Origin of the sequence: Helcobacillus massiliensis (genome assembly GCF_014191425.1) — a bacterium.
Classification (GTDB): Bacteria; Actinomycetota; Actinomycetes; order Actinomycetales; family Dermabacteraceae; genus Helcobacillus; species Helcobacillus massiliensis.
Map to the genome: position 1 here is coordinate 19,500 of NZ_JACHWP010000011.1, position 25,950 is coordinate 45,449.

Consider the following 25,950-nt stretch of genomic DNA (forward strand, 5'->3'; position numbering starts at 1 on the left):
GGTCGGCTGCGCGGTTCAGATGCGGGCGGTCAGCCCTCCTTGCCGACCTTCGACAGCGCCACCCAGGTGTCCACCACGGTGTCCGGGTTCAGCGACATCGTCTCGATGCCCTGCTCCATCAGCCACTCGGCGAGATCCGGGTGGTCCGACGGGCCCTGGCCGCAGATGCCCACGTACTTGCCGGCGTCGCGGCAGGCGCGGATGGCGCGCTCCAGCATGAACTTCACGGCCGCGTTGCGCTCGTCGAACGCGTCGGCCACGAGACCGGAGTCGCGGTCGAGGCCGAGGGTCAGCTGCGTCATGTCGTTGGAGCCGATCGAGTAGCCGTCGAAGTGCTCGAGGAACAGTTCCGGCACCACAGCGTTCGAGGGGACCTCGCACATCATGATGACCTCGAGGCCGTTGTCGCCGCGCTTCAGGCCGTTCTCGGCGAGCAGGTCGGTGACTGCCTTCGCCTCCTCGGGGGTGCGGACGAACGGGATCATGACCTTGACGTTGGTCAGGCCCATCTCGTCGCGCACGTACTTGATGGCGTCGCACTCCATCTTGAAGCACTCCGCGAAGTCCTCCGACAGGTAGCGGGAGGCGCCGCGGTAGCCCAGCATCGGGTTCTCCTCGTGCGGCTCGTAGCGCGGGCCGGCGATGAGGTTCGCGTACTCGTTGGACTTGAAGTCGCTCATGCGCACGATCACGGGGTTCGGCGCGAACGCCGCCGCGATCGTGGAGACGCCCTCAGCGACGCGCTGCACGAAGAAGTCGCGCGGGGTGTCGTACGCCTCGATGAGGCCGCCCACCTGCTTCTTCAGGTCCGCGGGCAGGGAGTCGAACTCCAGCAGGGCGCGCGGGTGGATGCCGATCTGGCGGTTGATGATGAACTCCAGGCGGGCCAGGCCCACACCGGCGTTGGGGATGCGGGAGAAGGAGAACGCCTGCTCCGGGGTGCCCACGTTCATCATGATCTTCGTGGGGATCTCCGGCATGGCGTCCAGGGACGTCTCGGTGACGTCGAAGTCGAGCATGCCCTTGTACACGTAGCCGGTGTCGCCCTCGGCGGCGCTGACGGTGACCTCGTCGCCGACCTTCAGGTCGCTGGTGGCGGAGCCGGTGCCGACCACGGCGGGGATGCCGAGCTCACGGGCGATGATGGCCGCGTGGCAGGTGCGGCCGCCGCGGTTGGTGACGATCGCGGAGGCGCGCTTCATAATCGGCTCCCAGTCGGGGTCGGTCATGTCCGCCACGAGCACCTGGCCGGGCTCGAAGTCGTGCATCTCGTCGATGGAGTTGAGGATCGCGACCTTGCCGGCGCCGATCTTCTGGCCGATGGCGCGGCCCTCGATGAGCACCTCTCCGGAGTCCTTCAGCTTGAAGCGCTGGATGGCGCCGCCCTTGGCGCGGGACTGCACGGTCTCCGGGCGGGCCTGCAGCACGTAGAGGCCGCCGTCGGCCCCGTCCTTGCCCCACTCGATGTCCATCGGGCGCTTGTAGTGCTTCTCAATGGTGACGGCGTGGCGGGCGAGCTGCTCCACCTCGGCGTCGGTGAGGGACAGCTTCGGGCGCTCCGCCTTGTCGACGTCGACGAACTCGGTGGTCTTCCCGACCGTGGCGTCGTCGGTGTAGATCATCTTGGTCGCCTTCGCGCCGACGGAGCGCTTCAGCACCGCGGGGCGGCCCGCTTCGAGCGCCGGCTTGTAGACGTAGAACTCGTCGGGGTTCACAGCGCCCTGCACCACGCCCTCACCGAGGCCGTACGCGGAGGTGATGAACACGGCGTCGTCGAAGCCGGACTCCGTGTCCATGGTGAACATGACGCCGGAGGCGCCGATGTCGGAGCGGACCATCTTCTGCACACCAGCGGACAGGAGCACGTCGGTGTGCTCGAAGCCGTGGTGGACGCGGTAGGCGATGGCGCGGTCGTTGTAGAGGGAGGCGAACACCTCGCGGATGGCGGTGAGGACCGCGTCGATGCCGCGGACGTTGAGGAAGGTCTCCTGCTGGCCGGCGAAGGAGGCGTCGGGCAGGTCCTCAGCGGTGGCGGAGGAGCGCACCGCGAAGGACGCCTCCTCGCCGGAACCCGCGGCGAGCTCGTCGTAGGCGGTGCGGATGTCCTCTTCGAGGTCCTTCGGGAAGTCCTGGGTGATGATCGCGTCGCGGATCTTGGCGCCGCGTTCGGTGAGCTGGCGGGTGTTCTCGGTGTCGAGGCCGTCGAGGAGCTCGTCGATCTGGCCGGCCAGGCCGGTCTCTTCGAGGAAGCGGCGGTAGGCGTCCGCGGTGGTGGCGAAGCCGTTGGGCACGTTCACGCCGAGGTCGGCGAGGTTCTTCACCATTTCGCCGAGGGAGGCGTTCTTGCCGCCCACCTGGTCGACGTCCGACATGCCGAGTTCGCTGAACCAGCGCACGTTGGTGTTCGTCATAGAAATGACTCCTTCGTCTTTCTTGGTGCTCTCAGTGGTGGGTCCTGTGCGCAAGCCGCTGCAGGATGATGGCGGACATCTCCTCCACGGATTTTGCCGAGGAATCTACCACGGGGATGTTGTTCTTCTGGAACAGTCGCCGCGCGGAGGACAGCTCGAAGTTGACCTGCTGCAGCGAAGCATATCGGGAGCCCTGGCGGCGCTCTTCGCGCACGGCGGCGAGGCGCTCGGGGGAGGAGATGAGACCGAACAGCTTCGGGCCGAGGTCCTTCAGCGGACGCGGCAGGTGATCGGTCTCGAAGTCCTCATCGACCAGCGGATAGTTCGCGACGAACAGCCCGTGCTGGAGGGCGAGGAACATGGAGGTCGGGGTCTTGCCGCAGCGCGACGGGGCCACCAGGATGACGTCGGCCTTCTCCAGGGCGCGCAGGGACTGGCCGTCGTCGTGCTCGATCGCGAACTCGATCGCCTGCATCCGTCGGTAGTAGGAGTCCATGTTGCCCACACCGTGCAGCTGGGACCGCAGGGAGGAGGAGCACACGCCGAGGGCGTTCTCCACCTTCTCCATGTGCGTCTCGAACAGGTCGATGATGGGGGCGCGGCACTCCACCAGCTGGCTGCGGATGTCGCGGTCCACGGCGGTGGAGAACACCAGTGGACCCTCCCCGGCCTCAACCAGGTCGTCGATCTCCTGGACGATCTGGTGCGCTTCCTCCGGGTTGGAGATGAAGGGGATGGTGGTGCGGTCGAACTTCAGGTCGGGGAACTGCACCAGCAGGGCGTTGCCCATCGCTTCGGCGGTGAGGCCGGTGGAGTCGGACAGGAAGAACACCGGGATGCGGCGCTTGTCGGCTTCGGGGCCGGCGCCTGGGGTGTCGGTGGACATGGTGCGGTGCTCCTCAGGGTGCGCGTCATTGCGGCGGGGGTGCCTTGAACATACCGCCTTTGGGTGCATGGACCCGGAGAACGGGCCGCTGGTTACGCGAGCATCACACCGGACACGGCCGACCCGCCCGTGCGTGACCGATTGAGTGCGCAATCGTCCAGCAGGGCGGGCCGGGTGCGGGCCGACGGGATCAGCGGCGCAGCAGCAGGGTGCAGCACTTGATGGAGCCGCCGCCCTTCAGCAGCTCCGGCAGGCCCACGGCGTGGGTGCGGTAGCCGGCGTCCTCCAGCTGACGGTCCAGGTCGGTGAGGCGGTCGGAGACCACGAGGTCGCCGCCGGTGCCGAACATGTTGAGGCCGAGCACCTCGGCGTCGGCGGCGCTGGCGTGGATCGCGTCCGGGAAGCGCTGATCGAGGAGCTTCAGGGACGGCTCATCGAACGCCTCCCGCAGGAACGCGACGTTCGGCCCGTCCTGCCCCTCGGCGCCCTCCAGCACGGTGAGGGCGGTGTCGAGGTGGTAGAAGCGCGGGTCCACCAGACGCAGCGACAGCACCTCGCGGTCGAAGATCCGGCGCAGTTCGTCATGGGATTCGATGGTGGAGCGCAGGCCCCAGCCGGCGAGGATCGTCTCGCCGGCCATCAGCATGTCGCCTTCGCCCTCGTTGACGTACTTCGGCTCGAAGACCTCGAAGCCGTGGGCGTCGAACCAGTCCATGTAGGCGGGGCCCTCGTCCACGCGCTCGGGGAAGGCGAACTTCGCTCCGTAGGCCTTGCCGTCGAGGGTGAACCCGCCGTTGGCGGCGTACACCATGTCCGGCAGACCCTCGACCTGGTCGATCAGCTCGATGTCGTAGCCGAGCTCGAGGTACTTCTCGTACAGCTTCTGCCATTCGGCGACGGCGATCTCCGCCTTCGCTCCCGCGCTCGGGTCCATCCAGGGGTTGATCTGGTAGCTGACGTCGAAGTGGGTGGGGCGGCACATGAGGATTGTTGTCATAGGACACATTGTGACAGCGGCCGCGCGCAATTGTTCCGTATCCGACGCACGTTCCGAGCGTCTTTTCGGACATCGGCGCTACGATCATGCGCATGGATCAGATCGATGCTCGTGTGATCGGTGAGCTCAAGGCCAACTCCCGCATCGGCTACGCCGACCTCGGTGACGCCGTCGGCCTCTCCGCCTCGGCCGCGAAGCGCCGCGTGGACCGCCTGGTGGAGCGCGGCATCATCACCGGCTTCACCATCACCCTCAGGTCCGAACGCACCGCCACCACCACCGAAGCAGTGGTGGAGCTGTTCTGCCGCGGCACCGTCCCGCCGCAGGCCCTTGCCCGCGCCCTCTCTCAGGTGCCGGAGGTGGTGGAGGCATCCACCGTCACCGGCGAGGCGGACGCCCTCGTCACACTCCGCGCTCGCAGCGTCAGCGACCTGGAGACGGCGCTGGAGAAGGTCCGCGACCTCCCGAGCGTGGACCACACCCGCAGCGCCGTCATCCTCTCGCGCGTCATCGAATCACGCTGAAGCGGAGAACTTCTCGTCCACGAAGTCGGCGACCTTGAGCGGCTCGCTGTAGGACACCTGCTTCGCCTCCATCCACACCGCCTGCATCGCCTCCAGCTGCTCCGGCTGCGGCGCCAGGTTCGGCAGGTAGGTGTACATCGGGGAGGCCTTCAACACCTCGATCTTCTGGCCGGTGGCGTCCGCGAGGATCTGGTACACCTCGTCGGTCTGGGGGCCGTCGGCCGAGAGCTGCTGCGCCCCCTCGGTCAGTGCGGTGAAGAACTTCTGCGCCGTGTCGCCGGCCGCGAAGTCCTCGGAGAACATCACGCCGGTGCCGGTGACGCCCTTCGCCGGAACAGCGATGGGGGAGGCGATGCCGGCCTCCTCCATCGCCGAGGAGAAGGGGGCCGACGGGGTTGCCGCATCGATCGAGCCGTTCTCCAGCGCCGGCTGCTGGTCCGGGGTGGCGAGGTTGACGGCCTCGACGTCGTTCAGGGTCAGGCCCGCCTCCTTCAGCATCGCCGCGAGCAGGTAGCCGCCGGTGGCGCCGGGCCCGCCGGCCACACCGATCTTGCGGCCCTTGAGGTCCTTGACGTCCTTCACCTCACCGGAGTCCAGCAGCTTCTGCGACACCTCCAGGGCGGTGGGGGAGTTCTCGATGTCGCCGGGGGAGATGCCCATGGATCCGGCCACGGTGAACTTCACGCCTGAGTGCAGGGCGTTGAACATGCCGGCGGAGAACCCGGCGCACATGACGTCCAGCTGGTTGTTCGCGAGCATCGGCACACCGTCCTGGCCGGACTTCAGCGGCACCAGCTCGAGGGTGAGGCCGGCGTCGGCGAACTTCTTCGTCGCATCCGCTACGTACAGGGGCGCGAACAGGGACGACGGCAGGTGCCCCACGCGGATCGTGGAGGACCCGTCGGCCCCCTTCCCCTTGCCGGTGACGGCGGGGCCGCAGGCGGCGAGGGCGGCGGCAGCGGTGCCGGCGGCGGTGGCGGTGAGCAGAGAGCGGCGGGACAGAGCAGTCATGGCAGGTGGGGCCTTTCAGAGCGGGTCAGCAGGTGGATGCGGGGCGGGTCAGCGGCGGCGCCAGGGCAGCAGCAGTGTTTCGGAGCGGGTGATGACGAAGGTGAGGGCGGCGCCGATCACGCCGATCACCACCAGCCCCACGTACAGCTTCTCCGGGATGAACAGCTGCCAGGAGTTCCAGATCAGATAGCCGAGACCGGTGGTGGACGCACCGGTGAACTCCACCGCGGTGATCACCACCACGGCGGTGCCGGTCGCGGTGCGCAGACCGGAGAACACGAACGGCAGCGCGCCCGGCAGGATCACGTGGCGGAATCGGTTGAACCCGCGGGCGCCGTAGGCGCGCCCCGCTTCGTGCAGCTTCGGGTCGATCGCCCACACACCAGAGACCGTGTTGATCTGAAGGATGAAGAACGTCGTGATGAACACGGCCAGCAGCTTCGGCACCTCCGTGGGGCCGAAGATCATCAGCAGGATCGGAAAGATCGCAATCTTCGGCAGCGGGTACAGCGCCGCGAACAGGGGACCGAGGGCGGCGTTCAGTGCGCGTGAGGACCCCATCAGCAGGCCGACCACCACACCGGCGACCGCGCCGAGACCGCCGCCGACCAGCAGACGCGCGAGCGTCGGCCCGGCGTGCGACCACAGCTCGCCGCTGGCGGCCATCTCGATGCCGGTCTGCAGGATCCGGGTCGGGGCGGGGAAGAACCGCGGGTCGATGATGAGGGCGCGGGCGCACACCTCCCACAGGACGAGCAGGAGGACGGGGCTCGCGATCGCGAGGGCCAGGTCCCGTCGGCGCAGGCGCGCCTCCTTCGTCCGCTGGGCCCGGACGGCCGCCTCGGTGCGGTCACGGCGTGTGGTGCTCATCGGTCGGCTCCTTCCGCGGCGAGGGCGTCGTCACGCAGCGACTCCCAGATGTGCGAACGCATCTCGGCGTACTGAGGGGAGCGTTCGATGTCATGGCGGCGGGGCCGCTCGAACGGCACCGCGAGGTCCTCCTTCACCCGCCCCGGGCGGGCCGACATCACGAGGATCCGGTCGCTGAGCAGGATCGCTTCGTCGATGTCGTGCGTGACCATCAGGACGGTGGTGCGCTCCGCCTCCCACAGGGCCAGCAGCTCCTCCTGCATCAGCATGCGGGTCTGGGCGTCGAGCGCGCCGAGCGGCTCATCCATCAGCAGCAGCGGGGACCCGGTCGCGAACGCGCGCGCGATGGCGACGCGCTGCCGCATCCCGCCGGACAGCTGGTGCGGGTAGGCGGTGGCGAACTGCTCGAGCCGCACCCGCTGGATCCAGTCGTCGGCGATGCGGCGCCGCTCCGCCTTCGGCATCCCGGCCATCTTCAGGCCGAACGCGACGTTGTCCCGCACCGTCATCCACGGGAACACTCCGTGCTCCTGGAACACGAAGGCCGACGGCATCGTCTCCACCGTCCCGGTGGTCGCCTCCTCCAGGCCGCCGACGAGGCGCAGCAGCGTCGACTTTCCGCCACCGGAGGGACCGACGATGCAGGTGAACGACCCGGGCTCCAGGTCGATGGAGACGTCCTCCACCGCCCACGTGGTGGTCGGTCCGGACACGAACGCCTTGGACAACTCGGTGGTGCGGACAGCTGGGGCTTCGGGCATCGATCGATCTCGCAGAGGGTGCAGTGGGGCGGTCAGGGACGTCGGGGATTGCTGACATCGTAGACGTCCGCCCGCTCAGGCGCGCATCGGTACCATAACCGCATGTCCCAGCGCCGCTCCGTCACCGTCGAAGCCGTCGAGATCCCCACCGATATCGAGGCCCTGCCCGGTCGCCTCTTCCGCCCCGACGGGACCGGTGACGCCCCCGGCATCGTGCTGCTGCAGGAGATCTTCGGCCTGTCCGAGTACGTCCTCGACCGCGCCTCGGACCTCGCCGCCGCCGGGTACGCCGTGCTCGTGCCGCAGCTGTTCGCCCGGCTCGACCCGCCGATCACCGCGATCGATGAGAGCATCGGCATGGAGGCCGCTCTGCCGGAGGCGATGGAGCGCACCGGTGAGCTCGACTGGGGACGCGCCGTCGCCGACGGCGTCCACACCTTCCACGCGCTGCGCGGCACCGACGGAGTCCGCCATGACGAGGTCGCCGTGATGGGCTTCTGCTACGGGGGCGGACTCGCGTTCAACGTCGCCGCCCAGTCCGCGCGCGACGGCGCCGCCCCCGCCGCCCTGATCGCGTTCTACGGCTCCGCGCTGCCGGACCTGCTGGACCTCGCCGCCGAGGTCGACATCCCCAGCCTGCACGTGTTCGGCACGGCCGACACCTTCATCCCGATGGACCAGGTGGAGCGCATCCGGGAGGCCGTCACCGCCGACGGGATCCGCGACCAGGTCGAATTCCACCTGCATGAGGGCGCCGGGCATGCCTTCGACAACCCGCACCCGATGTTCCACCACGAGCAGGCGTCCCGGGACGCGTGGTGGCAGATGCTGGAGTTCCTCACCCGTCGGCTGCCCCTCTGACCTACAGCCCCAGCACGACCTTCGCGATCACGAAGTAGATGACGAGGCCGGAGGCGTCCACGAAGGTGGAGATGAACGGGTTGGAGAACACCGCCGGGTCCACCTTCAGCGCCCGCGCAATGATCGGCATGACACCGCCGACGGACGCCGCCACCGAGCACAGCGCCACTAGGGTCAGGCCGATCACCAGGCCGATCATCGTGCTGTAGAACAGGCCCGCGATGACGAACCCGAGGGCGCCGAGCAGCACGCCCAACAGCAGGCCGGTGCGCAGCTCACGGGAGAACACCCGCAGAACGTCACGCGGCTCCACATCGTCCAGGGCGAGGGCGCGCGTCACCGTGGTGGCGGCCTGATTGCCCATGTTGCCGCCGATGCCGATCAGCAGCGGTACGAACAGCGCCAGCACCGTCACCTGCTCGATCGTGGACTCGAACACCTCCAGCACCTGCACCGTCAGCGTCGCGCCGACCGCCAGCACCAGCAGCCACACGATGCGGGTGCGCACCAGGGCCCGGATCGGGGTGGACAGGTACGGTCGGTCCAGCGGCTCCGTGCCGCCCTGACGGGCCGTGTCCTCATCCTCCGCGCGCTCCACAATGCGGGCCGCATCATCGAGCGTCATGATGCCGACCACGCGGTTCTCCAGGTCCACCACGGGCGCCGCGAGGATGCCCTGCGTGGCGATGCGCCGCGCTGCCGACTCCTCATCGAGGCCCGCCGGCACCGTGATCGCCTCCCGCATCAGCTCACCGATCAGGGTGTCCGACGGCGCACCCAGCAGGGCCCGCATCGAGACGACGCCCTGCACCCGTCGGCCGTCATCGAGCACGGGCAGCAGATACACCGTCTCCGCGTCCTGGAGCCGCGCGGTGATCCGCAGCATGGTCTGCGCAACCGTCAGCTCCGGGTGCGTGGACACGAACTCCGGGCTCATGCGGCGCCCCGCGGTGCCCGGCGCATACCCGAGGATCGCGTCGGTGACGCGGCGCTCTTCGGGGGAGAGGCCGTGCAGCAGCTTGGTCGCGACCGAGGCCGGCATCTCCTCCAGCAGCCACACGCGGTCGTCCGGGTCGAGTTCCTCGAACAGCTGCGTGACATCGGTGCTGCGCATCCCGGTCACGATCTCCGCGCGCAGCGCCGGGTCCAGCGAATCGAACACGATCGACGCGCGGTCCTTCCGCAGCAGCCGGAACGTCACCGCCCGCGTCTTCGGCGGGAGGCGCTCGAGGACCCGCGTCACCTCCGCCGGCGACAGCGGATCGGTGAGGGCGGAGACTTCAGCGAGGTCGTCGGCTGCGACAGCGCGGCTGATGCGATCGGTGCAGGTGAGGATGTCCGTGGCCACGGCCCGATCCTAATGGCCCTAGTGGTCGCGCCAGTACGGGTCCGAGCCGTCCTCCACGATCGCTGCGGTCACATCGTCCACCACCACGGCCTTCTGCTCGGCGGTCATGGTGCGCTGGTCCGGCTGGTTCTCCAGCTCCAGGGCGCGCTCGGCGGGGGAGCCGGCCGCCACAGCGGAGCCGACGGAGCCCGGGACATCGTCACCGCGCAGCGACGCGCCCGCCGTCTCCGGCATGAAGAACACCGCCACCAGGCCCACCACGCAGGCGAGCACCATGTAGAACGCCGGCACCAGCAGGTTGCCGGTCTCCGCGATGGCGAAGTCGTTGACGTACGCCGCGGTGCCGCCGAACAGGGACGTGGCGACGTTGTAGGTGATGGCGAACCCGGCGAACCGCGCCTTCGTGGGGAACATGGCGGGGAAGGTCGCGGTGATGGTCGCGAGCTGCGGGATGTACAGCAGGCCCAGCACGGCGAAGCCCACCATGGCGAGGATGAAGCTCTGCCCCATCAGGTAGAACATCGGCACCGCCAGCAGCGCGAGCCCGCCCATGGAGAAGTACCAGGAGCGTTTGCGGCCGAACCGGTCCGAGGCGGCGCCCGCGAACGGAATGCACGCCATCATTATCACCTCACCGACCAGCACGATCAGCAGGCCCTCCTGCGCCGGCAGGTTGATCTGCTGCTCCAGGTAGGTCGGCATGTACGCCAGCAGGGTGTAGTTGACGATGTTCAGCGCGGTGACCAGGCCCGTCATCACGAGCATCGCGCGCCAGTGGCGGCCGATGAGGGCGAAGAGGCCGGGGGCGTCCTGCGCGGGGCCGTCCGCGGCAGGGACCTCCTGCGCCTCCTCGAACACGGGCGATTCGTCCAGCTTGGTCCGCAGATACAGGCCGATGAAGCCCAGCGGCGCCGCTACCAGGAACGGCAGGCGCCAGCCCCAGGAGGACATGAACTCCGGGGTGGTGAACGTTTCGAGTCCGAGCATGATGGCGGTGCCGAGGGCGAAGCCGCCGAGTGTGCCGAACTCGAGGAACGAGCCGAAGAAGCCGCGGCGGTTGTCCGGCGCGTACTCCGACATGAAGGTGGCTGCGCCGCCGTACTCACCGCCGGTGGAGAATCCCTGGATGAGCCGCAGCAGCACCAGCCCGATCGGGGCCCAGATGCCGATGGTGTCGTACGCGGGCATCAGGCCGATCGCGACGGTCGCCAGCGACATCATGATGATCGTCAGCGCCAGCACCTTCTTGCGGCCGAGCCGGTCGCCGAGCGGTCCCCAGACCAGGCCGCCGATGGGGCGGGCGAGGAAGGAGATCGCGAATGTGGCGAGGGTGAGCAGGCGGGCGTTCTCGAACGGTTCGAAGAAGTGGGCGGCGATGTAGCTGGTGGCCACGGCGTAGACGCCGTAGTCGTACCATTCGGTGGCGTTGCCGAGTGCGGAGGCGGCGGTGGCCCTCCTGACTGCGGCGGGGTCCGTGTGATGGTCGGGAGCGAGGCGGGAGTATCGGCGACGCTTCATCCCGGGTCGGTGGTCTCTGCTGGGAACGGCTGACATAGCTGGTCCTTCCGCGGCCCGCCGCGGCGGGACTCTCCCGGCGGCGTGCGCGTCTACGCTAGGGAGACCCTGGTGTGATCTCCACCTCGTTCATGATGTGGACCACCCATCCCACGGTTCGGCACCCGTCGGCCCCTACGCTGGAGGCATGACCACCACTGCCCCGCGCCATTCCTCGCGCACTCTGCCGTACCGCCCCCTCGTCGTCGTCACCGGTGCCTCCGCCGGCATCGGGGAGGCGATCGCCCGACGCTTCGCCGCCGAGGGCGCTCGCGTGGTCCTCCTGGCCCGCCGCGCCGACCGCCTCGACACCCTCGTCGCCGAGATCGGCCGCGACACCGGCCGCTCCGGCGACGTCGACTCCTACGCGGTGGACCTCGCCGACGCCGGCGCCACCGCCGACGTGTGCCGCGCCATCCTCCACGACCACGGCACCCCCGATGTCCTCATCAACAACGCCGGCGCCGGCCGCTTCCTCTCCATTGAGGAGACCAGCGTGGAGGAGGCGCACGCCCAGATGGACCTGCCGTACTTCGCGGCGTTCCACATGACCCGCGGACTCATCGAACCGATGATCGCGCGCGGCCGCGGCGTGGTTTTCCAGATCAACTCACCGGTCGCGATCACGGCGTGGCCGGGCGCCGTCGGCTACGCCGCAGCCCGCTGGGCGATCCGCGGCTTCACCGCGGCGCTGCGGCAGGACCTGCACGGCACGGGCGTGCGGGTGGGGTCGCTGACGCCCACGCGCGTCCACTCCGACTACTTCGACGCCAACCCCGACTCCGTGGACCGGGTGCCGAAGGTGGAGGCGCTGGTCGGCACCATGACGCCGGAGGAGGTGGCGGAGACGACGCTGCGGGCCGTCCGCACTCGGCCCGGCCGCGACTCGTTCGCGCCATGGCGCTGGTCACTGTTCGCGCCCGTCGCGGCAGCGGTGCCGGCGCCGTTCGAGTGGCTGTTCCGCGTCACGGGGCACAAGCGGGTGCGCTGAGGCGCGCTCAGGCGAGCGTGCAGGCGACCCCGTTGAACCCGTGGTTGCAGTAGCCGAGCGGGTTCTTCGCCAGGTACTGCTGGTGGACCGGTTCAGCGTAGAAGAACTCGCCGGCGCCGGTGTCCGTGAGCGCTGACAGCTCCGTGGTGATCCTCCCCGCGCCCGCAGCGGTGAGCGCCTGCTGGTAGATGGTGAGGGAGGCGCGCACGGTCTGCTCCTGGGCAGGGCTCGTCCAGTAGATCGCGGACCGGTATTCGGTGCCGACGTCGTTGCCCTGCCGATTCTCAGTGGTGGGATCGTGCTGCTGCCAGAACTGTTCGAGGATGCGCTTCAGCGTGGCGTCGCCGCCGGTGTAGCGGACGATCACCGCTTCGGTGTGACCGGTGCGGGCGCTGCACACCTCCTCGTAGGTGGGGTGCGGGGTGTGCCCGCCGGCGTACCCGGCGGCGGTGGAGTGCACGCCGTCGATCTGCCAGGCGACGCGTTCGATTCCCCAGAAGCATCCGCCGGCGAGGATGATCTCCTCGGCATCGCCCGGGGCGTCGGCGCCGAGCATGTCGGTGGACAGCACGACGTGCTCGCGCGCGAGCTCGTACGGGTAGGAGTCGCGACCGGGCAGGGCGTCCTCGGCGGACACCATGACCTTCTTGTGCGCGTTGATGAGATCCATGATCTGCCACATGCGCCCCAACCTACCGACCATGCCCCGTGGGTGCGTCAAGGGTCCACCGCTGAGGGCGAACAGCCGGGGTTGTCAGCGTCATCGGGGTGGCTGCGCCGCCACGCGGCCAGCCAGACGCGGGCGTCGTGGGCGCTGAGCAGGTCGACGTCATCGGTGGCGGTGACGGCGGTCCGGTCGGTGCCGATGGCCCATTCTGTTGCACCGGGTGAGCGTCCGGGCCGCGGCGGACGCGTCCGCTTCGGGTCGATCAGCTTCGCCGTCTTCACCTGGTGGTGCCGGCGGCACAGCAGGTGCAGGTTCTCCAGGTCGGTGCGGCCCCCGTCGGCCGGGGAGTGGTGGTCGAACTCCTCGATGTGGTCGGCTTCGGAGCGCTGCGCAGTCCTCCGGGTGCATCCCGGGGCGGCGCAGAGGACGTGCCGCATCCGCAGGTGGCGCAGCATCTCGGTGGACGGCTTGTAGCGGTCCGCCTTCAACGGCAGGATCGCGCCTGATGCGGGATCGGTGAGGATCCGCATCCAGGTCGCCGAACGCCCTGCGAGATCGCGGGCCATCGCCACGGGGATGGGGTGGATCCCGTCGATCATTCCGCCCACGTGGGACTGGCCGAGCAGACTCAGCGCCGGGACCTGCACGAACAGCTGGAAGCGCGGGGTCGTGGCCTCGGCGCCGTCGAGACTGAACTCGGCGCGGGACATCAGCAGGGACCGGATCATCGCGCGCGGCATCGGGATGCCGGATTCGGCGACCTCGCCGTCGATGTCGAGCGGGATCCGGTCACCGGACTCGAGTGCGGCGGCCTGTGCGCGCTGGACATCCTCGGCAGCGCGGTCGAGGCGCTTGATCATGGACACCATCTCGGGGACTGAGCCGTCCACCTGCACGGTCATGGTGCCGGGCTTGTCCGGCGACGGCGGCAGCAGCCGGACGTCCTGCACCGGCGCCGGCGGGGTGTCCTCATCGAGTTCGCGGAGGTAGGCCGCGAGCTCGCGGATCGCCTTGTCCACCTTCTCGGGCTCGCCATCGAACTCCCACTCGGCGATGAGCGGGTCGGCGAGGGCGAGGGTCTTCTCGGAGACAGCGCGGGTGGAGAACAGCAGGTAGTCGAACTGTGCGGCGGTGAGCTCGCCGCGCTCCAGGCGGGCCAGCGCGCCCGGGAGGCAGGTGGCGGCGCGGTGCGCACCCTCGAGGGCGCGACCGGCGCGGATGATGGAGCAGTTCAGGGCAATGCCCACGCGGATCTCGGCGAGTTCGGCGGCGAGGCGGGCCTCGTCACCGCTGTCCTGCTCCACGTACAGGCGGGCGAGAAGGCGATAGTCCGCGGCTGCTTCGCGAGCGCGTGCGACGGTCCGCTCCCGCACAGCGCTCAGAGCCGCGAAGTCGGTCTCCGTGAGCGGGGTCGTCGAGGCGGACGCTGCAGCGGGGGAGAGGACGCGCTCGCGATCGAGCTGCTGCGCCATCGGCATGGTGCGGCGCGGGCCCCGGGGCTGGCGGCGCGGGCGCTTCGGCTTCTCGGGCTCATCAGCGATGCGTTCGGCGGACATTCCTCCCCCTCTCCACGGCGTGCGCACGGGCGCGGCTCGGGCGTCACACGAGTCGGGGCCCCATGAGGGACGGGTGCGCCGGCCGTGACGCCGATCGGTGCGGATGCCGAGGGAGAGAGAGGGGCATCCATGTGTTCTATCTGCTACTGTATCGAACAGTCGTTCGAGAAGTCAAGGAGGTCGATCGCATGTGTTCGAACAGGGAGGCGTCGGTGACCCGTGCCGTTCAGTCCTCGAGCGGCATCAGCAGCACCGCCGCGGTGAGAACAGCCAGCGCAGCGAGCGCGATCAGACCGTCGCCGAGCAGCGCAGCCGGCAGCGCAAGAGTTCCCAGCGCGCCGCTGACCACTGCGACCACGAGACCCAGCGCGAGCGAGATCCCCACCACCGCCGCGCCCGCGAGCAGCAGCGGCCTGCGGGCCGAGCGCGCCAGCACACCGTGCGCCGGGGTCAGCCCCGCCCATGCCCAGGACAGGTGCGCCACCGCGATCAGCACCGCCAGCACGCACGCGTGCAGCAGACTGACAGGCGGGTTCGCCCCCAGCGCCCCGATCGCGATCAGTAGGATCACCAGCCCCATATCGGAATCGGGGAAGAGAGTCTGGATGATCAGCAGCGCCAGCCCGGTGCCGACAACGCCGAGGGTGACCACTCCGGTGCCGAACTGGCCCTCCTCCGGGGCCACACCGATCAGGGAGAACAGCAGTCCCGCACCGGCGAGGAACCCGGCGAGGCGCAGCAGCGCCTGCGAGCGGCTCATCGCCACAATGGAATCGGTGAGGCGGCTCAACCGGCCCTTCATCGGCCGTCACCTCCCTGCCACGGCGCCACCGGGACGCCCTGCGAGATCAGCTGTGCGATCAGGACCTTGCGTTCGGCCACGCGCATGCCCCACGCGGTCGCCCAGGAGCGATGGCTGGCGGGGACGTCGTCGCGGGCCGCCCGGGAGGCGAGGCCGGTGATGGCCGCCGGCATCGTGTCGATCACGTGCACGTCCGCGCCGGCGGCTCGGAGCCGGCCGATCTCGGCGGCGACCTCGTCGGTCAGCAGCGGCGACATCACGAAGGTGAGGGTGCCGCTGCGGACATGGCCGAGCGGGGTGAGCCGACGGATCGGGTCGCTCATCCGGTCCGCGCGAGCGAGCTGGTCCACGATGCGGCGCAGATGCCCCGGCCCGGTGCCGGCGGGGATCGAAGCGATGCGGCTGCCGAAGTCGTGGACGCGGACACGGTCGCCGAGCCCGATGTAGCGGGAGGCGAGCGCGGCGACCGCACGGACCGTCAGGTCGAGGCTGGAGCCGGTGCGGTCGGCGAACGCGGAGGCGAGGGCGTGGACGTCGCGGTCGGTGTCGGTGATGAGCAGGACATCGGTGTCGCGCTCGGTGAACATCTCGTTGACGTGGATCTCGCCGGTGCGGGAGGTCACGCGCCAGTTGACGCGGTTGACGCGGTCGCCGGTGCGGAACGCGCGGACGGACGCAAGATCGATGCCGTCGCCCTTCGTCGCCGACAGGTGGGGCCCGGAGATGCCGAGCACGCGGTTCAGTCGGCGCTGCCCGGCACCGGCGGCGTCACCGGGGGAGACGCTGATCGTCGGCGGGGACACCGCTTCGGCGACGCGGCGCGCGCCGAGGATGTCCGCGTGCTGCACCACGAGCGGACCCATGTCGTACCGGCCCCAGCTCAGTGGCAGCAGCTGCAGGCGGGTGGCGCCGGCGCCGGTGATGAGGCCGTTGCGCGGAGTCATGCGCAGCGCGGCCTGCGCCGGCATGCCGACGCTCAGCAGCGTGTGGGGCGCAGTCGTGGACACTTCCACCGTCACGGGGTCGTCCTCCAGGACGCGCTGAGCGGACACGTGGGCGACTGCTGGCGGGGTTTCGTGGGCGGCGTCAGCGGTGCGGGGGCGCAGAGCGGCGGCGAGCGCGATGTACGCGATGAGCGGCAGCGCCACGATCAGCGCGTCGAGGCGGCCGTACGCAACCGCCAGCAGGCACAGCAGGAGAGCACCGCCGAGCGCGCGCGTGTGGGCGGGGGTGGCGGTGAGCTTCACGCCTGGTCCCGGGGCTCCACCGAGGTGCGGCCAACCGGGGTGCGGCCCACTGGAGTGCGGCCGACGGGGTCTGCGCCCTCAACAGAGCGGGCGCCGTCGGCGGGGCGGAGGTCGGTGGTGGGCTGCGCGGGCTCATCGGCCGGGAGGGCTCCGTCGGCCGACGGAGCGGGCACTGACGCGAGCACATCATCGACGACCGAATCGGTCGAGATGTTCTGCAGCCACAGCTCCGGACGGATCAGGATGCGGTGGCCCAGCACCGGGTGCGCCAGATCCTTGATGTCCTCCGGGATCACATAGTCGCGGCCCCGGATGAGCGCCCACGCCCGCGCCGTCGTGATGAACGCGAGCGACCCGCGCGGCGAGGCGCCCATCGCCACTGACGAATGCGACCGGGTCGCCTGTACGATCTCCACCGCGTATCGGCCGATCGCCTCCGACACGTGCACCGTCTCCACCGCGGCCTGCATGCCCAGCAGCTCGCCGTCCGCGAGCACCCGGTCCACGCTCTGCCCCTCCTGGCGTCGGCCCAGACGGCGCTCCAGGATCCCCCACTCGTCATCCACACTGGGGTAGCCGAACGCGAGCCGCAGCAGGAACCGGTCCAGCTGCGCCTCCGGAAGCGGGTACGTGCCCTCCGTCTCCACCGGGTTCGCGGTGGCGAGCACATGGAACGGCTCCGGCAGCTGATGCGTGGTGCCCTCCACCGTCACCTGGTGCTCCTGCATCGCCTCCAGCAGCGCCGCCTGCGTCTTCGGCGGGGTGCGGTTGATCTCGTCCGCGAGCAGCAGTCCGGTGAAGATCGGGCCCGGCCGGAACTCGAACGTGCCCGTGGCCTGCGAGAACACCTCCGAGCCCGTCAGGTCCGAGGGCAGCAGGTCTGGGGTGAACTGCGCCCGGCTGAACGGCAGGCCCAGCGCCTGCGCGAACGACCGTGCCGTCAGAGTCTTCCCCAGGCCGGGCAGGTCCTCGATGAGGACGTGGCCGCCGGCGAGGATCCCGGTGAGGACCTGCTCGAGGGCGCGGCGCTTGCCGACGACGGCGCGCTCCAGTTCATCGAGGATTCGGGTCGCGAGGCGGGACGCGTCGGCGACCGGCAGGGGCTGGACGGGGGAGTGCTGGGTCATCGGTGGCTCCTGGCGGGGCTGGTCGGGTCCGCTGGCCGCGGCGGTGCGGCCAGCAGCTGGTCGGTGAGGGCGTTCGCGTCGTCTACGAGCGCCTCGAGGTCGGGCGCGCCGCGGGACGCGGCGGAGGCGAGTGCGGGTGGGATCTCCAGGCGGCTGCCGACGGATTCCGCCTGCGCCTCGGCGCCGGCCACGAGCGAGGACGCCATGTCGTGCAGGGCCCGCGTGTTGTAGGACGACCCGGTGAGGCCGCCGGAGAACAGTTCGTTGATGCGGCGCACGCGCGGGTCGTACCCGTCGGGGCGCAGCTCGTCCACCTCCGGGTGGCGGATGGGGAACAGGGTGAGGTGGGCGCGGCGGATGCCCTGCCGCAGCCAGAGAGCGAGGACCGCGCACGCCACCGCCGCCACCACCAGGAACAGTACGTTGATGCGCAGGTTCGCCGCTGCAGCGAGCGCAGCGGTGCCGAGCGCCGCGAGGACGGCGATGATCAGGGCGATGAGGAGCCAGCGGGCGGCGGTGCGGGTCATCGGGCACCGCCTCGGCTGCTGGGGGAGACGGCGGGGGCGGAGTCGAGGTCCGCGAGCAGGGAGTCGAGCAGCTGCACCGCCCGGGCACGGTGCACCTCCCCGAGGGGGTGCGGGGAGAACATCGCCTGGCGGAACAGGTCGGCGAATTCGTCCACGTCCGACGCGTTCAGCGGCAGATGCCGCAGGGCCCGCCGCATGTGGTCGGAGGGTGTGTCGGAGGCGAGACGGCGGTGCCCGTGGTCCTCCGCGGCGCGCTCCAGCTCCCGCCACGCCGCGATGATCGCCTCAGCGGCCGTGCCCTCCGCCACCAGGCGGGAGCGGGCGCGGGACAGGGTGGCGGCCGCGTCGTCCTGGCTGATCAGGCTGGTGGTGTCGATCGCGCCGGCGTCCGGCCGGACCGCGCGGGCGCTGCGGACCGCCCGGCGCACCAGGGCCACGACCAGCCACAGCAGAGCGAGCGCCGCCGCGACGATCACAGCCCACAGCAGCACCGTGAGCACCTGGTCGAGAACGGAACGCAGCGGTTCGATCTCATCCTGGTACCACTCCGGCTCCCCCTCCTGCAGCGGTGGGGGCGGCGGCGGGGTGTCGGCGAAGACGGGGCGCTGCGCCACCATGCCGTCCGGCAGCACCGCGATCGGCGACATGCGGGCGTGCAGGGACGCCGCGATCAGTGCCACGAGGCCGGCCGCCCACAGCAGCGGGGCGATGCGGATGCGGCGCCCGCCCATCACGGCACATCCCGGTGCGGCTGGGCGATGATGACGGACTGCTTCCCGGCGACCCGCGTGAGGATCACGGTCGCGGACTCGTCGCCGAAGCGCGCCGGCTTCAGACGGCGGCGCAGCTCCTCCGGCTCCACGGCCGTTCCGCGCTTCTTGAACTCCACCGTGCCGATCCTATGAGAGCGCAGGTGGGCCTGCAGGGCTTTCATCGAAAAATCGAAGACGTCCTCGACCGCGTACCCCTGCGCGAACGGCGAATCCACCCGCGCATCCGCCGTCAGGTAGGCGATGGACTCATCGATCAGGTCCGCATCGAGCCGGCGGGCGAGGGTGCCGATCAGGCCGGCGCGGATCACGGCTCCGTCCGGCTCGTACAGGTGGTCGCGGACCCCGTCGGCGGAGAGGTCGGGGTCGTCCGCGGCGTGGGGGCTGTCGGGGGAGGGGCCGACGGAGTCCGGATCGAGCCGGTGCACCTGGGACCCGTCGGCCCCCGTGAACAGCAGGGCGGAGCGGGCCACGCCCTCACGGGCGAGCGGCCCCAGATGCAGCACCGCCTCCAGCACCTGGCCCCGCCAGGAGATCCACTGTGTTTCGGAGCCCGTCGGCAGGTGGGCGTGGTCGATCGCGGGCGCCAGCTTCGCCGCGGTCGCGGGGGTGCGGCGAGCGAAGTCGAGGATGGTGGACAGCGGCGGAAGCGCCTGCTCCGGATCGTGGAGGCGGGCGCGGCCGGCCCGGCGCGCCGGGTCGAACCAGAGGCCCTGCACCCGCGCGGGGTCGAACGCCGTCAGGTCGCCCAGTTCGATGCGGGCGGTGGGGAACAGGCGCAGGTTCGCGGTAGCGACCGCGGCTGTCTCCTCGTCCTTCTCCACGCCGATCACCTCGAGCCCGAGGCCGGCCTTCGCGAGGGTGTCCCCGCCGATGCCGCAGCCGAGGTCCGCGACGCTGTCGATGCCGGCGTCGCGGAACCTCTGCGCGTGGTGGGCTGCGATCGGCAGGCGGGTGGCCTGCTCCAGGCCGTCCGGGGTGAACAGCATCTGGTCCGCGAACTCGCCGAACTTCTCGTGCGCCTTCGCCCGCAGACGCGACTGCGTCATCACCGCGGCCACCGTCTCCGCGCTGTGTCCGTCCCGCCGCAGCGCCTCGCCGAGCTGCAGGACGCGGGACTCGTCGTAGGCGGGCAGGGAGTTCAGCAGGGCGAACCCCTCGGGCGTGAGGACGGGGGCGAGAGCGGACATACCCGCAGTCTAGCGGCGCCTCACTTCAGCGAACCGGCGCTCAGACCGCCCACGATGCGGCGCTGGAACACCAGCACCATCACGATCAGCGGCACCGTCACGATCAGACCCGCCGCCATCTTCGTGCCGTACGGGGTGTCGAACTGCGAGGAGCCGGTGAACTTCGAGATCGCCACGTTCGCGGTGGTCATCTCCGGGGAGTTCACCATCGTCAGGGCGATGAGGAACTCGTTCCACGCCGCGATGAACGTGATGATCGCGGTGGTGAACACGCCGGGGGCGCTCAGCGGCAGGATGACGCGGAAGAACGCTCCCATGCGGGTGGTGCCGTCCACCATCGCGGCCTGTTCCAGCTCCACCGGCAGTTGGCGGAAGAACGCGTTGAGGTTCCACACCGCCAGCGGCAGCGCGAAGCTCATCGTGGGCACGATCATCGCCTGGTACGTGTTGATCCAGTTGAACGGGAACCAGTCGAAACCGCCGGAGAACATCTTCAGCAGCGGCACCACGAGCGTGATCACGGGGAACATCGACGTGGCGACGATCGCGAACATCACCAGCACCTTGCCCCAGAACTCCAGCCGCGCCAGTGCGTACGCACCGGCGATGCCGAGGATCAGCACGAGGATGGTGGTGCCGCCGGCGACCACCAGGGAGTTCAGCAGCGCCCGAATGAAGTTGTTCGACGGGTCGAACACGGCGCGGAAGTTCTCGAAGGAGACGGGGTTGGGGATGAGGTCGGTGGAGCGGCCCTGCGTGGGCAGGCGCAGCGCCGAGACGGTCATCCAGTAGAACGGCGCGAGGCAGTAGATGAGGATGAACGCGATTCCGAGGCCCACGATGATCTTCGCGCCGCGCTCGCCCTTGCGCTTCTCGGGTCGGGCGGGGGCGGCGGGGCGGCCGGAGGAGGCCGACGGGTTCTGCGCGGACGCGGTCGAAGCGGCGGTGCTCATGCCATGCTCCCTTCACTGGTGGTGACCAGGCGCTTCGGCTTCGAGCCCTTCGCGCGCTTCTTCTTCGTGCGGGTGGACGACTCGCCGAGGACATCGGCGCCGAGCAGCCTGATGAACAGGAACGCCACCAGGCAGATGTAGCAGAACAGCACCATCGAATACGCCGATGCCATGCCGTAGTCGGTCTTCGTGGCGGCGTCCTGCGCGAGCATCGACAGGGTCTGGCCGCTGCGGAGCTTGCCGAGCAGCACGTAGGGCAGGTCGAACATGCGCATCGCGTCCAGCAGGCGGAACAGGACCGCGACCACGAGGACGGGACGGATCAGCGGCAGGGTGATCGACCAGAAGGTGCGCCAGCGTCCGGCGCCGTCCACCTTCGCGGCCTCGTACACCTGCTCGTCGATGGTCTGCAGGCCCGCGAGGGTCAGCAGGCCGATGTAGGGCGCGGTCTTCCAGATGTCCGCGATGAGCACCGCGGCCTTCGCCTGCCAGCCCTCCGTGGTCCACAGGACCTGGTAGTTCAGCAGGCGGTTCGCGATGCCGTTCGCATCGAAGATCAGCTGCCACATGAGGGCGGACACCACGGTGGGGATGGCCCACGGGATGAGGATGGAGGCGCGGATCAGGCCGGTGGCGCGCAGGGCGCGGGCCATGATCAGGGCCATCGCCACACCGAGCACCGTCTCGATGCTGACGCCGACCACGGTGAACAGGGTTGTGTTCCAGAACGCGTTCCAGAACCCGGCTCCGGCGCCGGAGGAGGTGAACGCGTCGGCGTAGTTCTGCAGGCCCACGAAGGTGTCGCCCTGCTGCAGCAGGCCGGTCTCGGGGTCCACGCCGTCGTCGGCGCGGAAGAACGACTGCCAGATCGACAGCACCAGCGGGAAGCCCACCACAACGGCGAGCAGGATCAGGGTGGGCAGGAGCAGCAGGTACGCCATTCTGCTCTCCGCCCCGAACAGACGGGACTTCACAGCCACATCGGGCCTTCTTTCATCGGGGGAGGGGAGAGGAGGGCGGGGTGCCGGCCGCTCTGCCGGCGTCCCCGCCCTCCGTCACGGTCAGGACTCGAGGGATTCGAGCTGCTTCTGCAGCTCGTCCATCGCGGCCTTCGCTTCCTTCTCACCGGAGAACACGGCGTAGCCGGCCTCCTGGATCGCCTGGGTGACATCCCCGTACTTCACGACCTGCGGGCGCGGCGTGCCGCCGTCGATCGCTTCCTTCAGGGTCGGGAAGAACGGGAACTTCTTCAGCACTTCCTCGTCCTCGTAGACCGCGGCCGACGCCGGGGCCTGAGCGGTCGCGATCGCCCACTCCTTCTGCTGCTCTTCGGCGGCCATGAAGGCGATGAAGTCCACCGCCGTGCCCTGGTTCTTGCCGAACGCGGAGATGGCGTAGTTGAGGCCGCCGAGGGTGGAGGATCCGGGCTTGTCGCCGACGCCGGGGATCGGGGCGACGTCGATCTTGCCGTTCACCGAGGAGGAGCCGTCCTCGTTCTGGGCGAGCTCCCACACGTACGGCCAGTTCTGCAGGAACGCGAGCTTGCCGTCCTGGAACGCCTGGCGGGACTCCTCCTCCTTGTAGGTGAGGGCCTCCTTCGGAATGTGCTTGGAGTCGAAGCCGTCGCGGACTGCCTGCACACCGGCGATCACGTCGGGGGTGTTGACGGTGGGCTTGCCCTGGTCGTCGAACAGGGCGCCGCCGGCGGACTTCGCCAGGCCGGTCAGCTGCACGGTCAGGCCCTCGTACTTGGAGTACTGGGAGCCGAAGCCGAGGGTGTCCTTGCCGTCGGGGGACTTCCTGATCTCGTCGATCAGCTGGTACATCTCCTCGAAGGACTTCGGCGCCTCTTCGGTGCCGGCGGCGGACAGGAGGTCCTTGCGGTAGAAGAGGAGCTCGGCGTTGGTGGTGAACGGGACGGCGTACAGCTTCTTGAAGTACCTGCCGGTCTCCACGGTGGCGGGGATGAGCTCCTTCAGCGGGAACTTGTCCTCCGGCAGCTCCACCACCCACTGCTGGGCGGCGAACTCGGCGGTCCACACCACGTCGAGGCCGAGCACGGTGAAGGCATCGGACTTCGCCTGCGCGTTGTTGATGAACTGGGCGCGCTGCTCATCGGCGGACTCCGGCAGCTCCGAGAGGGTGACCTTCTCGTCGGGGTGCTGGGAGTTCCACTTCTCGAGGAACTCCTTCAGCTTGCCGGAGGTGTCCTTGCCGGTCGCGAAGGTGATGGGGCCGCGCTCGTCGAAATTGCCCTGGGCGGGCTCGGCGCCGCCGGAGGAGGACTTGTCGCCTCCGCAGGCAGCGAGACCGAGAGCTGCTGCGCCGGCAGTGCCAGCGGCGAGCACACCGCGGCGGGAAGGGGTGAAGCCAGATGACATTGGGGTTCCTCCTTGAATCCAGGCGCCGAACAGCGCCTCTGTGACCATACTGTAATACGTGTGATCTGCTGCATCCGGAGCCTTTCGCCCGCTGGATCAGGGCGCGAGCTTCACCAGCGCCTTCTGCAGTGCCTTCATCTCCGGCTCCACCTCGGCCTCGCCCGAGATGATGCGGTACGCCGACTCCTGGATCGCCTGCGTCACCTCTGCGTAGCGCACGGTCGGCGGACGCGAGACGCCTGCGTCGATGCCCTCCTTCAGTGCCGTCCAGAACGCGTACCTGTTGATCAGATCCTTGTCCTCGTACAGGGAGGTGAGGGTCGGTGCCTGCGCGGTCGCCATTGCGAACTCCTTCTGCGACTCCTCCTTCACCAGGTAGGAGATGAAGTCCGCGGCTGTGCCGTGATTGCCGGCGAACGCGGAGATCGACCAGTTGAGACCGCCGAGAGTGGAGGCGCCCTTCTTCCCGCCGATGCCCGGCAGCGGCACGAGGCCCACCTTTCCGGTGACCTTCGAGGATCCGTCCGTCTTGTTCACCAGTTCCCAGATGTACGGCCAGTTCTGCATGAACACCAGCCGGCCGTCCTGAAACGCCTGGCGGGACTCCTCCTCCTTGTAGGTGAGCGCCTCCTTCGGGATGACTCCGGAATCGAACGCCGACCGCAGCTCGGTCATGGCGCGGATCGCTTCGGGGGAGTCGGCGTGGGGTGGTTCCCTCGTCGTCGAAGAGCACACCGCCGGCGGAGGCGATCAGGCCGGTGATCTGCACTGTCAGCCCCTCGTACTTCGCGAACTGGGAGCCGAACCCGAAGACTGACTCCTCCTTGCCGGTGATGGCCTCGGCGATCTCGAACATCTCCTCCACCGAGGTGGGGGCGCTGTCAGCACCTGCCTTCTCCAGCAGGTCCTTGCGGTAGAACAGCAGCTCCGCGTTCGATGCCCACGGCACGCCGTAGAGGCGGTCGAAGTAGGTGGCGGTGGTGACGGTGGACGGGACCATGTCGTCGAAGGGGAAGCGGTCCTTCGGCAGCTCCACCACCCACTTGTTGGCGGCGAACTCCGCCATCCACACCACGTCCATGCCGAGGACCGTGTACGCGTCGGACTTCGAGCGAGCGTTGTTGACGAGCTGCACACGCTGCTCGTCGGCGCTTTCGGACAGTTCCAGGAATGTCACCTCTTCGTCCGGTGCTCCTTGTTCCACGCCTCCACCTGGCTGCGCAGGATGCCCGGTGGTGTCCTTTCCCTTCGCGAGGGTGATGGGGCCCCGCTCGCTGAAGTCCGCCTTCGCGGGCTCGCCCGGATCGGAGCCGCTGCCCGGCTTCGCGGAGCCGCAGGCGGTGACGGCACCGGCGGCGAGGGCGGCAGCGGTCCTCGCCATCACGGTGCGGCGACTGGGGGAGGTCCAGGTGCTCATCGGAGGGTCCTCTCATCGGAGCCGGATGTGGTGCGCATCACTGTAGCCCACCCGGATACAGTGGCCCCATGCCCATCCACTCGTCCATCGGCCCTGTGCAGTGGCGCGCCGTCGTCCAGCAGATCGCCCAGCTGCCCGATGCGCGCACCCGCACCCTGCCCACCGTCCAGGCCGAGGGGTTCATCCTCGCCGAGCCGCTGCTCGCCGCCCGCCCGGCGCCCCAGTTCCCGCAGAGCGCGATGGACGGCTTCGCGATCCGCAGCATCGACGCCCCGCACCGCACCTACCGCGTCATCGGCGACATCCCCGCCGGAGTCACCGGCGGAATCCTGACGGCCGACGGGGATCGACTCGACCTGGACCACTCCACGCTCGATGAGCACCCGTCGGCCCTGAGGATCATGACCGGCGCGCGCGTCCCCGACGGCTTCGACATCGTCGTCCCCGTGGAGCACACCGACGCGGAGCAGACCGGCCCCTTGCCCGCGTCCATCACCATCCATCCCGACGCCGCCGCCGAACCGACCACGTTCACGCCGGGCCGCCACATCCGCGACATCGGAGAGGAGATCCCGCGCGGCGCCGAACTCGCCGAGGCCGGCCGCCGCCTCACCCCCACCCTGATCGCGGTTGCTCTTGCCGCCGGCACCAGCGAGGTGACGGTGCAGGAGCCGCGCCGCGTCGCGATCATCATGACCGGAGACGAGCTGGTCTCCGCGCACTCCGCGGACGCGGGTGACAGCGGTGAGGTCCTGGAGTCGAACGGGCCGGCGCTCGCGGCATCGCTGCGGCACTTCGGTGTCCGTTCGAGCGTGGAGCACATCAGCGATGAGCCGGCCGCCCTGATCGCCGCCGTGGCCCGCCGCGCCGCGGACAGCGACCTCATCATCACCACCGGCGGCGTCGGCTCCGGCGCGTACGACGTCGTCAAGGCCGCGTTCGCCGCCGGCACGGACTCCCCAGCGGCGGGCGCCTCCCGATTCGAGCACCTGGCGATGCGCCCCGGCGGACCGCAGGGCGTCGGCACGTACAGCGGGGTGCCGATGGTGCACCTGCCGGGCACACCCGTCGGCGCGATCGTCGGGTTCCACTGTTCATC

Annotated in this window: 24 protein-coding genes and 1 pseudogene; 4 read left to right on the plus strand and 21 right to left on the minus strand. The window is 69.6% G+C overall.

Annotated features, from left to right (window positions below; translation table 11 throughout):
- Positions 1-29: 29 nt before the first annotated feature.
- The 3 genes from ppsA to ddaH form a co-directional block, all read right to left on the minus strand.
- Complete coding sequence (gene ppsA / locus FHX50_RS10195; RefSeq protein WP_183377100.1) at positions 30-2,411, minus strand: phosphoenolpyruvate synthase; 2,382 nt, start codon at positions 2,409-2,411, stop codon at positions 30-32.
- A gap of 31 nt (positions 2,412-2,442) precedes the next feature.
- Complete coding sequence (locus tag FHX50_RS10200) at positions 2,443-3,297, minus strand: pyruvate, water dikinase regulatory protein (RefSeq protein ID WP_183377101.1); 855 nt, start codon at positions 3,295-3,297, stop codon at positions 2,443-2,445.
- Positions 3,298-3,487: 190 nt separating this feature from the next.
- Positions 3,488-4,303 (minus strand): dimethylargininase, encoded by an 816-nt coding sequence (gene ddaH / locus FHX50_RS10205; RefSeq protein ID WP_183377102.1) that lies wholly within the window; start codon positions 4,301-4,303, stop codon positions 3,488-3,490.
- Between the two features lie 83 nt (positions 4,304-4,386).
- On the opposite strand from ddaH, the gene FHX50_RS10210 reads away from it, so the two are divergent.
- Positions 4,387-4,818, plus strand: coding sequence for an Lrp/AsnC family transcriptional regulator (locus FHX50_RS10210; protein WP_183377103.1), 432 nt, complete (start codon positions 4,387-4,389; stop codon positions 4,816-4,818).
- On the opposite strand, the gene FHX50_RS10215 is transcribed toward FHX50_RS10210, so the two are convergent.
- From FHX50_RS10215 to FHX50_RS10225, 3 genes are read right to left on the minus strand one after another with little or no spacing between them, the layout of a single operon-like run.
- Positions 4,810-5,829 carry an ABC transporter substrate-binding protein gene (locus FHX50_RS10215; protein WP_239373801.1) on the minus strand — a complete coding sequence of 340 codons (1,020 nt, stop codon included), beginning with the start codon at positions 5,827-5,829 and terminating at the stop codon, positions 4,810-4,812. The genes FHX50_RS10210 and FHX50_RS10215 overlap by 9 nt on opposite strands.
- A 48-nt stretch (positions 5,830-5,877) precedes the next feature.
- A complete protein-coding gene (locus tag FHX50_RS10220) occupies positions 5,878-6,699 on the minus strand; it encodes an ABC transporter permease (protein WP_183377104.1) in 822 nt (273 codons plus the stop codon).
- On the minus strand, positions 6,696-7,460 hold the full coding sequence (locus tag FHX50_RS10225) for an ABC transporter ATP-binding protein (RefSeq protein WP_183377105.1): 765 nt from the start codon (positions 7,458-7,460) through the stop codon (positions 6,696-6,698). The genes FHX50_RS10220 and FHX50_RS10225 overlap by 4 nt, the downstream gene beginning before the upstream one ends.
- A gap of 102 nt (positions 7,461-7,562) precedes the next feature.
- Between FHX50_RS10225 and FHX50_RS10230 the strand changes: the two genes are divergently transcribed.
- A complete protein-coding gene (locus tag FHX50_RS10230; protein WP_183377106.1) occupies positions 7,563-8,321 on the plus strand; it encodes a dienelactone hydrolase family protein in 759 nt (252 codons plus the stop codon).
- A gap of 1 nt (position 8,322) precedes the next feature.
- On the opposite strand, the gene mgtE is transcribed toward FHX50_RS10230, so the two are convergent.
- Both mgtE and FHX50_RS10240 read right to left on the minus strand, forming a co-directional pair.
- Positions 8,323-9,669 (minus strand): magnesium transporter, encoded by a 1,347-nt coding sequence (gene mgtE, locus FHX50_RS10235; protein ID WP_183377107.1) that lies wholly within the window; start codon positions 9,667-9,669, stop codon positions 8,323-8,325.
- 18 nt (positions 9,670-9,687) lie between these two features.
- Positions 9,688-11,187, minus strand: a complete 1,500-nt coding sequence (locus FHX50_RS10240) for an MFS transporter (protein WP_183377108.1) — start codon at positions 11,185-11,187, stop codon at positions 9,688-9,690.
- A 184-nt stretch (positions 11,188-11,371) separates the two neighbouring features.
- Between FHX50_RS10240 and FHX50_RS10245 the strand changes: the two genes are divergently transcribed.
- The gene (locus FHX50_RS10245) at positions 11,372-12,214 is read left to right on the plus strand and encodes an SDR family NAD(P)-dependent oxidoreductase (protein ID WP_183377109.1); all 843 of its coding nucleotides are present in this window, start codon (positions 11,372-11,374) and stop codon (positions 12,212-12,214) included.
- A gap of 7 nt (positions 12,215-12,221) precedes the next feature.
- Here FHX50_RS10245 and msrA read toward each other — a convergent pair whose 3' ends face one another.
- The 13 genes and pseudogenes from msrA to FHX50_RS12300 all read right to left on the minus strand — a co-directional run.
- Positions 12,222-12,896: a peptide-methionine (S)-S-oxide reductase MsrA gene (msrA, locus tag FHX50_RS10250; protein ID WP_183377110.1), complete on the minus strand. Its 675-nt coding sequence runs from the start codon at positions 12,894-12,896 to the stop codon at positions 12,222-12,224.
- Between the two features lie 35 nt (positions 12,897-12,931).
- On the minus strand, positions 12,932-14,437 hold the full coding sequence (locus FHX50_RS10255; RefSeq protein ID WP_183377111.1) for an HNH endonuclease signature motif containing protein: 1,506 nt from the start codon (positions 14,435-14,437) through the stop codon (positions 12,932-12,934).
- A 226-nt stretch (positions 14,438-14,663) separates the two neighbouring features.
- Positions 14,664-15,239 (minus strand): hypothetical protein, encoded by a 576-nt coding sequence (locus FHX50_RS10260; RefSeq protein WP_183375911.1) that lies wholly within the window; start codon positions 15,237-15,239, stop codon positions 14,664-14,666.
- On the minus strand, positions 15,236-16,486 hold the full coding sequence (locus FHX50_RS10265; RefSeq protein ID WP_183377112.1) for a DUF58 domain-containing protein: 1,251 nt from the start codon (positions 16,484-16,486) through the stop codon (positions 15,236-15,238). The genes FHX50_RS10260 and FHX50_RS10265 overlap by 4 nt, the downstream gene beginning before the upstream one ends.
- On the minus strand, positions 16,483-17,613 hold the full coding sequence (locus tag FHX50_RS10270; RefSeq protein WP_183375906.1) for an AAA family ATPase: 1,131 nt from the start codon (positions 17,611-17,613) through the stop codon (positions 16,483-16,485). The genes FHX50_RS10265 and FHX50_RS10270 overlap by 4 nt, the downstream gene beginning before the upstream one ends.
- Positions 17,610-18,140 (minus strand): hypothetical protein, encoded by a 531-nt coding sequence (locus tag FHX50_RS10275; protein ID WP_183375904.1) that lies wholly within the window; start codon positions 18,138-18,140, stop codon positions 17,610-17,612. The genes FHX50_RS10270 and FHX50_RS10275 overlap by 4 nt, the downstream gene beginning before the upstream one ends.
- Positions 18,137-18,871, minus strand: coding sequence for a DUF4129 domain-containing protein (locus FHX50_RS10280; RefSeq protein WP_183375902.1), 735 nt, complete (start codon positions 18,869-18,871; stop codon positions 18,137-18,139). Before FHX50_RS10280 ends, FHX50_RS10275 begins: the two co-directional genes overlap by 4 nt.
- Positions 18,871-20,100 (minus strand): THUMP-like domain-containing protein, encoded by a 1,230-nt coding sequence (locus FHX50_RS10285; RefSeq protein ID WP_183375900.1) that lies wholly within the window; start codon positions 20,098-20,100, stop codon positions 18,871-18,873. The genes FHX50_RS10280 and FHX50_RS10285 overlap by 1 nt, the downstream gene beginning before the upstream one ends.
- A 20-nt stretch (positions 20,101-20,120) precedes the next feature.
- Positions 20,121-21,053 carry a carbohydrate ABC transporter permease gene (locus FHX50_RS10290; protein ID WP_183375898.1) on the minus strand — a complete coding sequence of 311 codons (933 nt, stop codon included), beginning with the start codon at positions 21,051-21,053 and terminating at the stop codon, positions 20,121-20,123.
- Positions 21,050-22,033, minus strand: a complete 984-nt coding sequence (locus tag FHX50_RS10295) for a carbohydrate ABC transporter permease (RefSeq protein ID WP_343064055.1) — start codon at positions 22,031-22,033, stop codon at positions 21,050-21,052. Before FHX50_RS10295 ends, FHX50_RS10290 begins: the two co-directional genes overlap by 4 nt.
- 81 nt (positions 22,034-22,114) lie before the next feature.
- On the minus strand, positions 22,115-23,434 hold the full coding sequence (locus tag FHX50_RS10300; protein ID WP_183375896.1) for an ABC transporter substrate-binding protein: 1,320 nt from the start codon (positions 23,432-23,434) through the stop codon (positions 22,115-22,117).
- 96 nt (positions 23,435-23,530) lie between these two features.
- On the minus strand, positions 23,531-24,109 hold the full coding sequence (locus FHX50_RS12295; protein ID WP_281368099.1) for an extracellular solute-binding protein: 579 nt from the start codon (positions 24,107-24,109) through the stop codon (positions 23,531-23,533).
- A 94-nt stretch (positions 24,110-24,203) separates the two neighbouring features.
- A pseudogene (locus FHX50_RS12300) lies at positions 24,204-24,851 on the minus strand (extracellular solute-binding protein); the annotation flags it as partial.
- 68 nt (positions 24,852-24,919) lie between these two features.
- On the opposite strand from FHX50_RS12300, the gene FHX50_RS10310 reads away from it, so the two are divergent.
- The coding region (locus tag FHX50_RS10310) for a molybdopterin molybdotransferase MoeA (RefSeq protein WP_183377113.1) at positions 24,920-25,950 on the plus strand (1,031 nt) is incomplete at its 3' end.

Excerpts from the sequence above, each read along its gene's own strand:
- FHX50_RS10290 (WP_183375898.1), bottom strand. The coding sequence starts at position 21,053 with ATGAGCACCGCCGCTTCGACCGCGTCCGCGCAGAACCCGTCGGCCTCC.
- FHX50_RS10220 (WP_183377104.1), bottom strand. The coding sequence starts at position 6,699 with ATGAGCACCACACGCCGTGACCGCACCGAGGCGGCCGTCCGGGCCCAG.
- FHX50_RS10210 (WP_183377103.1), top strand. The coding sequence starts at position 4,387 with ATGGATCAGATCGATGCTCGTGTGATCGGTGAGCTCAAGGCCAACTCC.
- FHX50_RS10215 (WP_239373801.1), bottom strand. The coding sequence starts at position 5,829 with ATGACTGCTCTGTCCCGCCGCTCTCTGCTCACCGCCACCGCCGCCGGC.
- ppsA (WP_183377100.1), bottom strand. The coding sequence starts at position 2,411 with ATGACGAACACCAACGTGCGCTGGTTCAGCGAACTCGGCATGTCGGAC.
- FHX50_RS10230 (WP_183377106.1), top strand. The coding sequence starts at position 7,563 with ATGTCCCAGCGCCGCTCCGTCACCGTCGAAGCCGTCGAGATCCCCACC.
- FHX50_RS10200 (WP_183377101.1), bottom strand. The coding sequence starts at position 3,297 with ATGTCCACCGACACCCCAGGCGCCGGCCCCGAAGCCGACAAGCGCCGC.
- FHX50_RS10280 (WP_183375902.1), bottom strand. The coding sequence starts at position 18,871 with ATGGGCGGGCGCCGCATCCGCATCGCCCCGCTGCTGTGGGCGGCCGGC.
- ddaH (WP_183377102.1), bottom strand. The coding sequence starts at position 4,303 with ATGTGTCCTATGACAACAATCCTCATGTGCCGCCCCACCCACTTCGAC.
- FHX50_RS10285 (WP_183375900.1), bottom strand. The coding sequence starts at position 20,100 with ATGTCCGCTCTCGCCCCCGTCCTCACGCCCGAGGGGTTCGCCCTGCTG.
- FHX50_RS10260 (WP_183375911.1), bottom strand. The coding sequence starts at position 15,239 with ATGAAGGGCCGGTTGAGCCGCCTCACCGATTCCATTGTGGCGATGAGC.
- FHX50_RS10225 (WP_183377105.1), bottom strand. The coding sequence starts at position 7,460 with ATGCCCGAAGCCCCAGCTGTCCGCACCACCGAGTTGTCCAAGGCGTTC.
- FHX50_RS10240 (WP_183377108.1), bottom strand. The coding sequence starts at position 11,187 with ATGAAGCGTCGCCGATACTCCCGCCTCGCTCCCGACCATCACACGGAC.
- FHX50_RS10275 (WP_183375904.1), bottom strand. The coding sequence starts at position 18,140 with ATGACCCGCACCGCCGCCCGCTGGCTCCTCATCGCCCTGATCATCGCC.
- FHX50_RS10245 (WP_183377109.1), top strand. The coding sequence starts at position 11,372 with ATGACCACCACTGCCCCGCGCCATTCCTCGCGCACTCTGCCGTACCGC.
- msrA (WP_183377110.1), bottom strand. The coding sequence starts at position 12,896 with ATGTGGCAGATCATGGATCTCATCAACGCGCACAAGAAGGTCATGGTG.
- FHX50_RS10300 (WP_183375896.1), bottom strand. The coding sequence starts at position 23,434 with ATGTCATCTGGCTTCACCCCTTCCCGCCGCGGTGTGCTCGCCGCTGGC.
- FHX50_RS12295 (WP_281368099.1), bottom strand. The coding sequence starts at position 24,109 with ATGACCGAGCTGCGGTCGGCGTTCGATTCCGGAGTCATCCCGAAGGAG.
- FHX50_RS10270 (WP_183375906.1), bottom strand. The coding sequence starts at position 17,613 with ATGACCCAGCACTCCCCCGTCCAGCCCCTGCCGGTCGCCGACGCGTCC.
- FHX50_RS10255 (WP_183377111.1), bottom strand. The coding sequence starts at position 14,437 with ATGTCCGCCGAACGCATCGCTGATGAGCCCGAGAAGCCGAAGCGCCCG.